The organism is Pseudarthrobacter sp. B4EP4b, assembly GCF_006680095.1.
Classification (GTDB): Bacteria; Actinomycetota; Actinomycetes; order Actinomycetales; family Micrococcaceae; genus Arthrobacter.
In genome coordinates this window covers 58,068-72,565 of sequence record NZ_VHIJ01000055.1, presented here as the reverse complement: position 1 = coordinate 72,565, position 14,498 = coordinate 58,068, and the positions used below count along the sequence as shown (strand labels likewise).

Below are 14,498 nucleotides of genomic sequence, written 5' to 3'. Positions count from 1 at the left end.
TCCCCATCCCGAACCACCCCTCATCCCCCCCGGAGGAAACATGACCGGCACCAACAAGGCAGCCAGGACCGCGGCAAGGAAGCCGCCGGCCGGCGCGCTGAAGGCCTACATCGCCAGCCTCACCGGCACATCGCTGGAGTACTACGACTTCGCCATCTACTCCGTCGCCTCGGCGCTGGTGTTCCCCAAGATCTTCTTTCCCTCAAATGACGAGTTCGTGGGGCTGCTCCTCTCCTTCTCCGCCTTCGCGGTGGGCTACCTGGCACGCCCCATCGGCGGTGTCATCTTCGGCCGCCTGGGCGACAAAATCGGCCGCAAGTACGTCCTGGTGTTCACGCTGGTACTGATCGGCGTCGCCACCGTCCTCATCGGTGCGCTGCCCGACTACTCGGTCATCGGCGCCGCGGCCCCCACCATCCTGGTGCTCCTGCGCCTGGCCCAAGGCATCGGCGTCGGCGGCGAATGGGGCGGCGCGGTGCTGCTGTCCAGCGAGTTCGGTGACCCCAACAAGCGCGGCTTCTGGTCCTCCGCGGCACAGATCGGCCCGCCCGCCGGCAACCTGATGGCCAACGGCGTCCTGGCCATCCTGGCCGCCTCGCTCAGCACCGAAGCCTTCCTGTCCTGGGGCTGGCGTGTGGCATTCCTCGCCTCAGCCCTGCTGGTGGTCTTCGGCCTGATCATCCGCCTCAAGCTTGAGGAGACCCCGGTCTTCAAGGCCATCCAGGCCAAAGGCGACCGCCCCAAGGCGCCCATCAAGGAAGTCTTCACCACCGAGCCGCGCGCACTGGTGTCCGCCGCCCTCTCGCGGGTCTGCCCCGACGTCCTCTACGCCCTCTTCACCGTGTTTGTCGCCGTCTACGCCACCAAGGAACTGGGCATGACCACGGGCAACGTGCTGGCGGCTATCCTCATCGGCTCCGCCTTCCAGCTCTTCCTGATCCCGGCCGCCGGCGCCCTCACCGACCGCGTGAACCGGCGCTGGGTGTACGGCATCACCGCCGCCGCCACCGCCGCCTACATTCCACTGTTCTTCCTCATGATCTCCGGCAAGTCAGTGGTGATGCTGACCATCGGCGTGGTGATCGGCCTGGCCTTGCACGCCTTTATGTACGGCCCGCAGGCTGCCTTCATCACCGAGCAGTTCCCGGCCCGTCTCCGCTACGCCGGCAGTTCCCTGGCCTACACCCTGGCCGGTGTGGTGGGCGGCGCCGTGGCTCCGCTGATCTTCACCGCGCTCTACGGCGCAGCGTCCGGCGGCTGGTACCTGATCGCCGGTTACATGCTCCTCACGGCCATCGTCACGATCGTGGGCATGCGCCTGGGCCGCGACCCGCAGCCGGAGGCGGACCTCCACCTGCTCCACACCGGCCAGGCAGGGGAGAGCCGCGCCTGAGCGGCGCGGCCGTCGTCCAATGGAAACAGTCACGAACACCACCGCCGGCCCCACCGCCCGGGTAGTCGCTGTCCGGCCCGTGGGCACCACTGCGGTGCTGGCCGAACTGGCAGGGCTCCATGACGTGCTGGCGCTGCAGGCCGTGCTCCTGGAGCGCCCGTTGCCAGGCCAGGTGGATGTCCTGGCAGCCGCAGAAACCGTGCTGGTCAAGGCCGATTCGCCCCAGTCCGCCCGGCGCATCGCGGCCCGGCTGCTGGAGCTGGATTTGACGGCCCAGGCGCAGTCGGAAGGCAAGCTGGTGCAGATCGAGACCGTGTACGACGGCGAGGACCTCGCCGAAGTGGGACGGCTGACGGGGCTCGGGATTGAAGGAGTCGTGGCCGCCCATACGGGTCAGGTCTGGACCGTGGCCTTCGGCGGCTTCGCGCCGGGCTTTGGGTACATGGTGGGGGAGAACCAGTCCTTGGAAGTCCCGCGCCGGAGTTCACCACGCACCGTGGTCCCGGCGGGATCGGTGGCACTCGCCGGCAACTACTCGGCCGTGTATCCGCGGCAGTCACCCGGCGGCTGGCAGCTGATCGGCCGCACCGCCGCCCGGATGTGGGACCTCGGGCGGGAACAGCCGGCTTTGGCCGCGCCTGGGGATCGGGTGCAGTTCCGGGCCGTGCGGGAGCTGGTGGAAATTCCGGAGCCCGCCTCTGCTGGAAGCGTTGGAGAAGCCGGTGCCGCTTCCGGCCTGCGGATCCTGTCGCCCGGGCTCCAGAGCCTGATCCAGGACCTGGGCCGCCACGGCCACGGCGGGCTGGGAGTGTCGGCCGCGGGGGCTCTTGACCGTTCCTCCCTGCGCCGCGCCAACCGGATCGTGGGCAACCAGCCATCGGCCGCCGTCGTGGAAACCGTGGCCGGCGGGCTGCGCGTGCAGGCGGTGGGGGACCAGGTGCTCGCTGTCACCGGCGCGCCGGTGGCACTGACTATTGCGCCGCCGTCGGACGTTCCCGGCGCCGGCACGGCCGGCACCAACACTGCCGGGGACAGCGCCGCGAATGACAGCGTGGCGGGGGACGACGGCGGCCGCTCCAGGGAAGTGCGCCAGGTACCAATGGCAACGGCATTTGCCCTGCTTGATGGCGAGGTCCTGACCCTCGGGGCGCCGGAGCGCGGATTCCGTACCTACCTTGCCATCCGCGGCGGCGTGGACATCCAACCCGTCCTGGACAGCCGTTCCACCGACACCATGTCCGGCATCGGCCCCGCGCCCCTGGCGGCGGACGGGCTCCTCAAGGCGGGGAAGGCGACCTCCTCAAACGTGGTGGGCAATCCCGAGGTGCAGCCGGACTATCCGGACACCGGAGTGACGGTCCTGGACATTGTGCCGGGACCGCGGGATGACTGGTTCGACGCTGCCGCGCTGGACTCGCTCTGCAGCCAGGACTGGACGGTGACTCCCCGCTCAAACCGGGTGGGGATGCGCCTGGACGGCAAACCCCTGGAACGGAGCCGGAAGGGGGAACTGGCGAGCGAGGGGACCGTGGCCGGGGCCCTCCAGGTTCCGCCCGAGGGGCAGCCTGTGCTGTTCCTGGCTGACCATCCCATCACCGGCGGCTACCCCGTGGTGGCCGTGGTGGTGGACCACCAGCTGGACGTCGCCGCGCAGGTCCCCGTCGGCGGACGCCTCAGGTTCCGCTGGGCTCCCGGATATCCACTGCCCGCCAACACCCACCCTTCCCCCGACGCTACCCAGACAAAGTGAGCAGCATATGCGCAAGGTCCTGATTGCCAACCGCGGAGAGATCGCCGTCCGCATTGCCCGTGCCTGTGAGGACGCCGGCCTGGAGTCCGTGGCGGTGTACGCGGACGTGGACGCCGACGCCCTGCATGTGGGCGCGGCTTCCGAGGCCTACAGCCTGGGTGGCAACGCGCCGTCCGAAACCTACCTGGACATTCCCCGGCTGCTGCGCGTCGCCGCGGAGTCCGGCGCAGACGCAGTGCACCCGGGATACGGGTTCCTCTCCGAGAACGCCGACTTTGCCCAGGCTGTCCTGGATGCGGGCCTGACGTGGATCGGGCCGTCACCGGAAGCCATCCGGCTGCTGGGCAACAAGATCACGGCCCGGGAAATCGCCGTCCGGGCAGGCGCTCCACTGGTGGCGGGCAGCGACGGGCCGGTGGCAACGGCTGCCGAAGCGCGTGCCTTCGCCGAAGAACACGGCCTTCCGGTGGCCATCAAGGCGGCCTTCGGCGGCGGCGGGCGCGGGCTGAAAGTGGTCCGTGAAATGGACCAGATCGAGGAAGCCTTCGACTCCGCAGTGCGCGAAGCGGTAGTGGCTTTCGGCCGCGGCGAATGCTTTGTGGAACGGTACCTGGACCGGCCCCGGCACGTGGAGGCGCAGGTCCTGGCGGACCTGCACGGCAACGTGGTGGTGGTGGGAACGCGTGATTGCTCCCTGCAGCGCCGGCACCAGAAGCTGGTGGAAGAGGCACCGGCGCCGTTCCTCACCGGGGAGCAGACCAGGCAGATTTACGACGCCGCCAAGGCCGTGTGCCGGGAAGCCGCCTACTCCGGTGCCGGAACAGTGGAGTTCCTGGTGGCCGCGGACGGGACCGTCGCGTTCCTCGAGGTGAACACACGCCTCCAGGTGGAGCACCCCATCACGGAGGAGACCACCGGCGTGGACCTGGTCCAGGAACAGCTCCGGATTGCCGCCGGCGAACCCCTGCGGTTCGCCTCCGATCCCACGCCGCGCGGGCACTCTTTTGAATTCCGGCTCAATGCCGAGGACGTGGGCCGGGGGTTCCTGCCCTCGCCCGGAACCATCGCCACCTTCAGCGGCCCCACCGGTCCGGGAGTGCGCCTTGACTCGGGGGTGCGCGCCGGTTCCATCGTGGCGCCGCAGTTCGATTCCCTGCTGGCCAAGCTGATCGTCACCGGCGCCGACCGGCAGCAGGCGCTCCGCCGGGCCCGCCGCGCCCTGGCCGAAATGGAGATTACCGGCGTGGCCACTGTCCTGCCGTTCCACCGCGCCGTGGTCCACGCCCCCGACTTCACGTCAGAGACGGCGCTCGCCGTCCACACCCGGTGGATCGAGACGGACTTCGCGGATGCTATCGCGGCGGATGCCGAGTTCGGAACCTCCGCTCCGGACGGTGCGCGGCGCACCATCACCGTTGACGTGGACGGCCGGCGCCTCGCCGTCGGCCTTCCCGCGGACCTGCTGGACGGCTGGGCACGTTCAGGCGGAAGCCTTCCGCAAGGCGCTTCTGTGGAAGGTGGGCACGACGGCGGCGCTGCCGCCCGCACTGTTGATCCCGGCGCTGTTGACCCCGGCGACCTGCGGGCGGACATGGCCGGGACCGTGGTGAAATGGCTCGTGCAGCCGGGCGCCCATGTCACGGCGGGGGACCCCGTCGTCGTTCTTGAGGCTATGAAGATGGAAACCCAGGTATCCGCCCACCGGGACGGGACCGTCACCGATATCCGGACGGAAGCCGGCGGCGTGGTGAATGCCGGCGCTGTATTGGCGACCATCGGGGTTTAAATGCGGTACCGGCGGCACCACGCCGGCAGCGCTCAGAGATCCTCGTCGAGCCGGCTGGTGAGGATCCGATTGGCGTTGACCTGCAGGATGCCGAGCGACTCCTGGATCAGGGGTGAGGCGATGCTGCCCCTGCGCACCGCGGCGATAATGCGGCGCGTGGGTTTCGTCTTACCGGTGATGCGTAGCCGAACCACATTTTCGGCACCATGCAAAGGCGCCAGCCGGGGCAGCAGGCCGACGCCCAGCCCCGCACCCACGAACGCGATGTGGGTTTCCCACTCAACGGCTTCATGGGCAATCCGCGGTGTCACCCCGACTGCCGTGAACGCCGCGGTGAAGAGGGAATGGTAGGTGGAACCGGCGGACTCCGTGATCCAGGGTTCCGATGCGAGTTCTTCAAGCGTTGCTGTTTCCCGTGATGCCAGCGGATGGTCACCGGGAATGATGACGTCCAGTGGATCGTCGAGCAGAACTCTCTGCTCGAAGCGCGGATCGTCCTCACCGTAAGTGTCGGACTGCATGGCGACAATGACTGCAAGGTCGATTCGTTCGGCAACCAACAGGTCGAAGCAGCGGGCCGGATCAGCCTCAAGAACCTGTACCTCCAGAAGGGGGCGTGTCGAGCGCAGGGTGGCGGCCAGCGGCGCGAGCAACTGGGCGGCCGCGGTGGAGAATCCGCCAAGCCCGAAACGGGACTGGACCTGGTCGCCGGCCTCCATGGCCGCGGCGCGCAGGCTCTCCCATTCCGCGATGAGGGTGTCTGAGCCCTCCACGAGAAAGCGGCCAGTGGCCGTGAGCCGCACACCCCGGCCATCCTTCGTCAGCAGCTGCATTCCCAGCACACGCTGGAGCTCCCGCAATTGCGCGGAGACCGCCGAGGGAGAGTAGCCGGTCAGCTCCGCGGTCGCGCCAACAGTGCCGCACCGGGCAAACACCCGAAGTGTTATGAGCCGTGGATCGATCATGCATCCATTGTGCAGGGTTATCTTCAAAATCTTGCGCTTTTGTTGCAGCTGCTGTGACCCTAATCTCATCATTACAACTACTTCGACCATGCCGGTAGCACCCCGCGCACGCATGGCCAACGCAACACCCACTACTCCATGCCTCCCGGGAGGAAACCCATGACTGCTTCAGTGAACGTCCCCCTCAATTCACGCGGAAAACTCGCTGCGTCCTTGCCTGCCGAGCAGCTGGCGGAAATTGCCGCGCTGTTTGAGTTCCGGCGCACCGGCTACTCCCTCGATGCCCCCTTCTACACCGATCGCTCGATCTTCAACATCGACATGGAGGCCATTTTCGGCCAGCACTGGATCTTTGCCGCCAGCACCGCCGAATTGCCGGAGCCGGGCGACTACGTCACCGTCGACTACGGTCCCTACTCCCTGATTGTGCTGCGCAACGACGACGGCGCCGTTAACGTCCTGCACAACGTATGCCGCCACCGCGGCGCCCGCGTTCTCACCGAAGCTGCCGGGTCAACCGGAAACCTGGTCTGCGGCTACCACTCCTGGACCTACTCCCCGGAGGGCAATCTGATCCATGCCTCCGCACCGGGGGAAACGAAGTTCGACAAGAGCTGCTTCGGCCTCAAGCGCGCCCACGGCCGCGAGGTCGCCGGGCTCATCTTCGTCTGCATCGCTGATGAACCGCCGACGGACTTCGACGAAACCGCAAAGATCTTTGAGCCCTACCTGGCGCCGCACGATCTCTCCAAGACAAAAATCGCCTACCAGCAGAACATCATCGAAGAGGGCAACTGGAAGCTCGTCATGGAGAACAACCGTGAGTGCTACCACTGCGACGGCCACCCTGAGCTGGCCTGCTCCCTCTTCCCCACCTGGGGCCTGACCGAGGGCCTGATCCCGCCCCACCTTGAGGAAGTGTGGAACCGGAACAAGGATGCCCAGTCCTCCCTCGAGGAGCGCTGCCGCCGCTACGGCCTTCCCTACGAGGTGGTCGAGGAGCTTGATACGCGCATCGCGGGAATCCGTATCTCACGGGAATCACTCGATGGAGAGGGCGAATCGTTCTCAGCGGACGGCCGGAGGCTTTCCAAGAAGCTGCTGGGTGACCTGCCCGACTTCCGCCTTGGCCGCTGCTCTATGCACCTGCAGCCCAACAGCTGGTTCCATTTCCTCGGCGACCACGTCATCACGTTCGGTGTTTTCCCGATCAACGAACACCAGAGCCTCGTACGCACCACCTGGCTGGTGGCTGACGACGCCGTGGAAGGCGTCGACTACGACCTGGAGAAGCTCACCTACACCTGGAAACAAACGAACCTGCAGGACAAGGCGTTCGTGGAGCTGTGCCAGCAGGGTGCCGGCAGTCCCGCCTACGAGCCCGGCCCCTACATGAAGAGCGAATACCAGGTCGAGGCGTTCATCAACTGGTACGTGCAGCGCGTGCAGGAGCACTTGGCATGATTGAACTCCTCACTGAAACGGCAACCCAGGAGCCACAGCGTATCCGCGGTCTTGAGATGCCGTGGAACAGGGTGATGGGAAGCCCGGAGACGCCAGCCCGGGCAGCCCGTGCGCTGGGCCCGTGGCATCCGCAGGAGTTCATGGCCGAATGCGTGGAGACCGTTCCCGAGGCCGGCGCCATGATGACCTTCGTGTTCCGCCGCTGCGACGGTGCGCCCCTGGCGTTCCGTGCCGGCCAGTACGTGAACGTCGCATTTCCCGTCAATGGCGAGGACCAGGAACCCGTGGACCGCAGCTACTCGCTGTCCAGTTCGCCCACCGAGCCCTGGACCTTCAGCATTACCGTCAAGTGCGACCCCACGGGATTGGTCTCGCCCTGGGTGCACGAGAACATCAAACCCGGCACGGTTCTTGAGATGCTGGGACCGGTGGGAGCATTCCACCTGCCCGACGCCGACCGGCGGGCGCGGTATCTCCTGCTTGCTGCCGGCGCGGGGATCACACCCATCATGTCCATGGTGCGGACCATCCACTCCCTGCCGGGACACGCCGATGTTGTGGTCCTCTACCACGGCTCGGATGCCGGAGGCTTTGCCTTCCACCGGGAACTGGCCTACATCGCCTCCGTGGACTCCCGCTTCAAGGTCCACTACTCGCTGGGCGACCGCAGCGTACCGGAGGGGTGGGAAGGGCTCAGGGGAAGACTCACGGCGGCCATGCTCGAGGAGGTGGCCCCCGATGCCAATGGCCGCCAGGTGTACGCATGCGGGCCCGAGGGTTACCTGAACACCGCCACCGGGCTCCTCAATAAGGTCGGCGTCGACGACACGTCCATCTACATGGAATTCTTCTCCGGAGACCGCCAGACGCTCCTTGAATACCAGCAGGAAGTGTCCCTTGCAGCCGACGTCGCGGAGGAGATCGCCGACGAGATCGCCGAATCTGCCGAGGACTACTACGAAAGCCAGCCCGCCGCGTTCGGGCTCTATGAGCCCGGCTATGACGCGGACGGGACGCTGCAGGCCTCAGGGCTGCCGCTGGAAATAAGCGACCCGGACACACCCGGCTCCAACCCCGCCGTCGACAGCCCGGGCAGCGAGCCGGAAGCCGGACCCCCTGACGCCTCCACCTTCAACACGGTGGGAACAGGCAGCCTCACCATGACCTTTATGCGTACCGGCATCAATGTGCGGATCGACCCTACCGAACACATCCTCGAGGCGGCGCAGCGTGCCGGCGTCAGGATCGGCGCGAACTGCAAGGAAGGCATGTGCGGCTCCTGCAAGGTCGTCAAGCTCTCAGGAGACGTCGAGATGAACCACCAGGGCGGAATCCGGGCGCGGGAAATCTCTGCGGGCAAGTTCCTGCCCTGCTGCTCCACGGCGCAGACGGACCTCGTTATCGATGCCTAGCCCGGTTCCGGCTGTCAAGGCGCAGCCGGAACCCCTGAAATAGGGCTTAAGACTTGAGAAATACCTTGACATGTGACTGTGATTCGGGCCACTGTGTTGCTTATGGCGAGACGTGTTGTTCTTTACGGAACAGTCGCCACGCTGGAAGCACAACTGACCTTCATCAATGAATAGCCAGGAAGACACCGATCTTCCGCCCGGTTTGGGGACGCCGGTGTACAGCGTGAGCCCATGAATTCAAACCAAAGGACTTGACATGGCTTTGAACAGCGACATCCGTATGGATGCCCAAACCCCCCTTGAGCTGGAGGAGCCCAACGTGGTTCCTGCACCGGAGAACTCTCCTTCCGCGCACGAATCACACGACGCGGAGGACACCGAACAAATCATGCAGGAACTCCGCCAGACCAAGGCCGAACAGGCAGTGGCACAACGGCGGAACCGTAAGCTCACCCTCGACAAGGCCACCTTCGGCATCACCGGTGTCCTCGCCCTGGCCTTTGTGGCTTGGGGCTTCCTGGGCCGGGACAGCCTGGCCGCCACGTCAACAGCCGCCCTCGGGTGGGTGATGGAATACACCGGCTGGCTCTTTATGGTCCTGGCCTCGTTGTTTGTTGTTTTCGTCCTCTGGCTTGCGCTCGGCAAATGGGGCAACATCCCGTTGGGCAAGGACGGCGAAAAGCCCGAGTTCCGGACTGTCTCCTGGATTGCCATGATGTTTGCCGCCGGCATGGGCATCGGCCTGATGTTCTACGGCGTGGCCGAACCGCTTTACCACTACATCTCCCCGCCGCCCGGAACGGTGGACGGCCGCACGCCTGCCGCGATCCAGACAGCTATGGCCACCTCCATCTTCCACTGGACCCTCCATCCCTGGGCCATGTACGCCGTCGTCGGAATCGCCATGGCCTATGGCACCTACCGCCTGGGCCGCCGGCAGCTGATTTCCGCTGCCTTTACCTCACTCTTCGGGCTCCGGGCAGTGGAAGGCCCCGCCGGGAAGTTCATCAACATCCTTGCCATCTTCGCAACGCTCTTCGGCACCGCCGCATCCCTGGGCCTCGGGGCCCTCCAGATCGGCAGCGGCCTGACCTCGAACGGCTGGGTCGGGGAAATCGGCACGCCGGTCCTGGTGGCCATCGTTGCCATCCTGACGGCCTGCTTCGTGGCTTCGGCTGTTTCCGGCATCAGCAAGGGCATCCAATGGCTGTCCAACATCAACATGGTGCTGGCCGTGGTCCTGGCGCTCATCGTCTTCATTGCCGGGCCTACCTTGTTCATCCTCAACCTCATCCCTGCCGCCGTGGGGGACTACGCCAGGGACCTCGCGGAAATGTCCTCCCGCACCGAAGCAGTGGGGGACGAGGCCCTGCGCAAGTGGATGTCCGGCTGGACCATCTTCTACTGGGCCTGGTGGGTTTCCTGGACGCCTTTCGTGGGAATGTTCATCGCCCGCATCAGCAGGGGCCGCACCATCCGGCAGTTCGTCACCGGCGTCCTGCTGGTTCCCAGCATCGTCAGCGTCATCTGGTTCGGCATCTTTGGCGGCACGGCCTTCCACATCCAGCAGGAAGCGGACAAGGCGGGAACGCCGGGCATGGTGACCACAACCAACGGGGTCCCGAGCATCGACTTCGACGGGGCGCTGTTCGACCTGGTGAAGAACATGTCCATGCCCGCCTGGCTGACCGCGGCCGTCATCGTCCTGGCCATGGTGCTGGTGGCCATCTTCTTCATCACCGGAGCCGACTCGGCGTCGATCATCATGGCCTCCCTGAGCTCAAACGGCGCCGCCGATCCCAAGCGCGGCCTCGTCATCTTCTGGGGGCTCCTCACCGGCGCCGTGGCAGCGGTCATGCTGCTGGCCGGCGGCGATGAACCCTCGGAAGCGCTCTCCGGCCTGCAGCGGATCACTATCGTGGCGGCCCTGCCTTTCGTGCTGGTCATGCTGCTGCTGTGCTTCGCCCTGGTCAAGGACCTGCGCCGCGATCCCCTCTCCCTCCGGCGCCGGCTGGCGGACTCCGTAGTGGAGCGCGCCATCCGCAGCGGCGTGGACCAGCACGGCGGCGCCCAGTTCGACCTCGTCACCAAGCATCAGTGTGATCAGCGTTGCCCGGACGACGGCCGCTGCCCGGCTTCCCCCGCTGACACCCAAGCCCAAGCAAAGAATTAGGAGTAGACCATGACCACAGTCCTCGAAGGCCGCCCCACCGGTAACGTGACGGTGGAGGCCGGCGACGTTGCCGGCGTCCGCGGCACCGACACCGTGCAGTACGTCCTCACCCTTGCGTGCCCGGAGCGCCCCGGAATTGTCCGGGCCATCACGGCATTCCTTGCTGACCGCGGCTTCGACATTGTTGAACACCAGCAATTCGATGACCACATCAGCGGCAAGCTCTACCTGCGCACGGCCTTCACCCCGGGAGACAAGGAAGTTTCCGCGGAAGGCCTCAGCGCAGAGTTCGCCGCCGTCGCCGATGAGTTCGACATGGAATTCTCCATCCACGACGGCCGCCCGCAGCGGCTGCTCGTGATGGTTTCGAAGTTCGGCCACTGCCTCAACGACCTCATCTTCCGCTGGCGCGCCGGCAGCCTGGGTGCGGAGATCGCGGTTGTGGTGTCCAACCATGAGGACCTTCGCCCCATGGCGGAAGCCGCCGGCCTGCCGTTCATCCACGTCCCGGTGACGGCCGCTACCAAGCCCGAAGCCGAAGCCCGCCTGCTGGAACTGGTGGCCGAGTACAACGCGGACCTGGTGGTCCTGGCCCGCTACATGCAGGTCCTGTCCAACGACCTGTGCGCCAGCCTCCGCGGCCGGGCCATCAACATCCACCATTCCTTCCTGCCCGGGTTCAAGGGTGCCAAGCCCTACCACCAGGCCTACGACCGCGGTGTGAAGCTCATCGGAGCCACTGCGCACTACGTCACCGCAGACCTGGACGAGGGCCCGATCATCGAGCAGGAAGTGTACCGGGTGGACCACAGCCTGGACCCGAACGCACTGGTCACGGTCGGCCGGGACGCCGAGTCCCAGGCACTGTCCCGCGCAGTTAAGTGGCACTGCCAGCACCGGGTCCTGCTGAACAAAACCCGCACTGTCGTCTTCCGCTAACGCCAACGCCCGCCACGCAAAACAGGAGAAACAACACCCATGAGCGCATCACCACGCGTTGTCATTATCGGCGCCGGCATTGTCGGAACCAACCTTGCCGACGAACTCGCCACCCGCGGCTGGACCAACATCACGGTGGTGGAACAGGGCCCGCTGGAACTTGCCGGCGGCTCCACGTCGCACGCGCCGGGCCTGGTGTTCCAGAACAACCAGTCACGCACCATGACCGAATTCGCCACCTACACGGTCAACAAGTTCCTCGCCCTGAGCAAGGACGGGGAGTCCTGCTTCAACCAGGTAGGCGGCCTGGAACTGGCCACCACCCCCGAACGGCTGGCCGATCTCCACCGCAAGATGGGCGTGATGACCTCCTGGGGAGTCGAAAGCCGGATCGTCGACGCTGACGAATGCGAAAAGATCTACCCCCTCCTGAACACCGGCAAGCTCACCGGCGGCCGCGAAGTACTGGGCGGCCTGCTTATCCCCACCGACGGCCTGGCCCTGGCCGCCCGTGCTGTGCAGCTGCTGATCGAGCGCTCCAGCGGGGCCGGCGTGACGTACCAGGGCAACACCACCGTCACCGGGATCGCCCAGGAGGGAGGCAAGGTGACGGGTGTGGAAACGTCCGAAGGTTTGATCCCGGCAGACATCGTGGTCTCCTGTGCAGGCTTCTGGGGCCGTGAACTCGGCAAGATGGTGGGCCTGGAAGTACCGCTGCTGCCGCTGGCCCACCAGTACGTGGTCAGCACCCCGCTGCCCGAACTTGAGGGCGTCAACGAGCTTCCCAAGGGTGCCACCAAGCCGATCCTTCGCTACCAGGACAAGGACCTGTACTACCGCGAGTGGGGCAACCGCATCGGCATCGGCAGCTACGCCCACCGTCCCATGCCGGTGGACATGTCCGCCCTGCCCAAGGTGTCCGCAGAGGACATGTCGGACCACAAGATGCCCTCCCGCCTGGAGTTCACCCTGGAAGACTTCCTGCCCGCGTGGGAGGACAGCCAGGACCTGCTGCCGGCGCTGCGCAGCTCCGCGATCGAGGACGGCTTCAACGGCATCTTCTCCTTCACCCCCGACGGCGGCCCGCTCATGGGCGAGGCGCCCGAGCTCCAAGGCCTGTTCGTGGCCGAAGCCGTCTGGGTTACGCACTCGGCCGGCGTGGCCAAGGCGATGGCGGAGCTGCTGGTGGAAGGCCGGTCCCGCACGGACCTGCACGGCTGCGAGCTAACCCGCTTCGAGAAGGTGCAGACATCCGACGCGTATGTCAGCGAGACGTCCCAGCAGAACTTCGTGGAAATCTATGACGTCATGCACCCGCTGCAGCCCAGGGAATCCCCGCGGGACCTGCGCGTCAGCCCCTTCAACGTGCGGCAGAAGGAGCTGGGGGCGTTCTTCCTGGAGTCCGCCGGCTGGGAGCGGCCGCACTGGTTCGAGGCCAACCGCAGCCTGCTCGAGGAGCTGCCGGAGGACTGGCAGACGCCGGAGCGGGACGATTGGTCCGCCCTGTACTCGTCCCCCATCTCGGCGGCCGAGGCGTGGAAGACGCGTACCGCCGTCGGACTTTTCGACATGACGCCGCTGAAGCGGCTGTCCGTGGTGGGCCCGGGCGCGCAGGCGCTGCTGCACCGGCTCAGCACGGGCAACATTGCCAAGAAGCCCGGTGCCGTCACCTACTGCCTGCTGCTGGAGCACGACGGCGGCATCCGCAGTGACGTGACCGTCGCACGGCTGGCGGAGGAAGACTTCCAGCTGGGCGTCAACAGCAACGTGGACTTCGATTACCTGCGGGTGGAAGCGCGGAAGCAGTCCGCCGCCGATCCCGCCCAGTGGGTGCATGTCTCGGACATCACCGGCAGCACTTGCTGCATCGGGCTGTGGGGGCCGCTGGCCCGCGAAGTCATCGGCAAGGTCAGCTCCGACGACCTGACCAACGACGGCCTGAAGTACTTCCGGACCAAGGAAATCTCGGTAGGCGGCATCCCGGTCACGGCCATGCGGCTGTCCTACGTGGGCGAACTCGGCTGGGAGCTTTACACCACCGCCGAGTACGGCCTGAAGCTCTGGGACCTGCTGTTCGAGGCGGGCCGGGAGCATGGCATCATCGCCGCCGGCCGTGGCGCCTTCAACAGCATGCGCCTCGAGAAGGGCTACCGGCTGTGGGGCACGGACATGACGTCCGAGCACCACCCGTACCAGGCCGGCCTGGGCTTCTCGGTGGCCAAGGACAAGACCGGGTTCGTGGGGGCGGAAGCCCTGGTTGCCCTTCGGGAACAGCCCGCCGCCAAGACGCTGCGCTGCCTGACGGTCGACGACGGCACGTCCATTGTGCTGGGCAAGGAACCGGTGTACGTGGCCGGGGAAGCCGCGGGCTACGTGACGAGCGCCGCCTACGGCTACACCGTGCGCAAGCCGATCGCCTACGCCTGGCTGCCGGCTTCCGTGACCGAGGGCGACGCGGTGGAGATCGAGTACTTCGGCAAGCGCATCGCCGCCACCGTCACGCCTGAACCCCTCTTCGACCCGGGCATGGAGCGCCTCCGCGGCTAGCCCGCGCCGCGAAGGGTGGTTGGACCTGGTTGAGACCGGCAGGCCCAACCACCCTTCTTCGTGCCCGCG

Annotated in this window: 9 protein-coding genes; 8 read left to right on the top strand and 1 reads right to left on the bottom strand. The window is 66.4% G+C overall.

The features are described 5' to 3' along the window. The first annotated feature begins 40 nt into the window (after positions 1–40). The 3 genes from FNL14_RS19205 to FNL14_RS19195 are packed head-to-tail and all read left to right on the top strand — an operon-like array spanning position 41 to position 4,929. Complete coding sequence (locus FNL14_RS19205) at positions 41–1,393, top strand: MFS transporter (RefSeq protein ID WP_142063297.1); 1,353 nt, start codon at positions 41–43, stop codon at positions 1,391–1,393. A gap of 19 nt (positions 1,394–1,412) precedes the next feature. Then, positions 1,413–3,143 (top strand): carboxyltransferase domain-containing protein, encoded by a 1,731-nt coding sequence (locus tag FNL14_RS19200; protein WP_142063294.1) that lies wholly within the window; start codon positions 1,413–1,415, stop codon positions 3,141–3,143. Between the two features lie 7 nt (positions 3,144–3,150). Further along, on the top strand, positions 3,151–4,929 hold the full coding sequence (locus FNL14_RS19195) for a biotin carboxylase N-terminal domain-containing protein (protein ID WP_142063291.1): 1,779 nt from the start codon (positions 3,151–3,153) through the stop codon (positions 4,927–4,929). A 32-nt stretch (positions 4,930–4,961) separates the two neighbouring features. Here the strand turns inward: FNL14_RS19195 and FNL14_RS19190 are convergent, their stop codons facing one another. After that, a complete protein-coding gene (locus FNL14_RS19190) occupies positions 4,962–5,894 on the bottom strand; it encodes a LysR family transcriptional regulator (protein WP_142063288.1) in 933 nt (310 codons plus the stop codon). A 159-nt stretch (positions 5,895–6,053) separates the two neighbouring features. Between FNL14_RS19190 and FNL14_RS19185 the strand changes: the two genes are divergently transcribed. The 5 genes from FNL14_RS19185 (at position 6,054) to FNL14_RS19165 (ending at position 14,429) form a co-directional block, all read left to right on the top strand. Continuing rightward, positions 6,054–7,358 carry an SRPBCC family protein gene (locus FNL14_RS19185; RefSeq protein ID WP_142063285.1) on the top strand — a complete coding sequence of 435 codons (1,305 nt, stop codon included), beginning with the start codon at positions 6,054–6,056 and terminating at the stop codon, positions 7,356–7,358. Next, positions 7,355–8,770, top strand: a complete 1,416-nt coding sequence (locus FNL14_RS19180) for a ferredoxin reductase (RefSeq protein ID WP_142063282.1) — start codon at positions 7,355–7,357, stop codon at positions 8,768–8,770. Before FNL14_RS19185 ends, FNL14_RS19180 begins: the two co-directional genes overlap by 4 nt. 256 nt (positions 8,771–9,026) lie before the next feature. Then, entirely contained in the window at positions 9,027–10,943 is a 1,917-nt protein-coding gene (locus FNL14_RS19175) for a BCCT family transporter (RefSeq protein ID WP_091419253.1), read from the top strand. A gap of 9 nt (positions 10,944–10,952) precedes the next feature. Further along, complete coding sequence (gene purU / locus FNL14_RS19170; RefSeq protein WP_142063279.1) at positions 10,953–11,882, top strand: formyltetrahydrofolate deformylase; 930 nt, start codon at positions 10,953–10,955, stop codon at positions 11,880–11,882. Between the two features lie 39 nt (positions 11,883–11,921). Beyond that, positions 11,922–14,429 (top strand): FAD-dependent oxidoreductase, encoded by a 2,508-nt coding sequence (locus FNL14_RS19165; protein WP_142063276.1) that lies wholly within the window; start codon positions 11,922–11,924, stop codon positions 14,427–14,429. Positions 14,430–14,498: the final 69 nt, after the last annotated feature.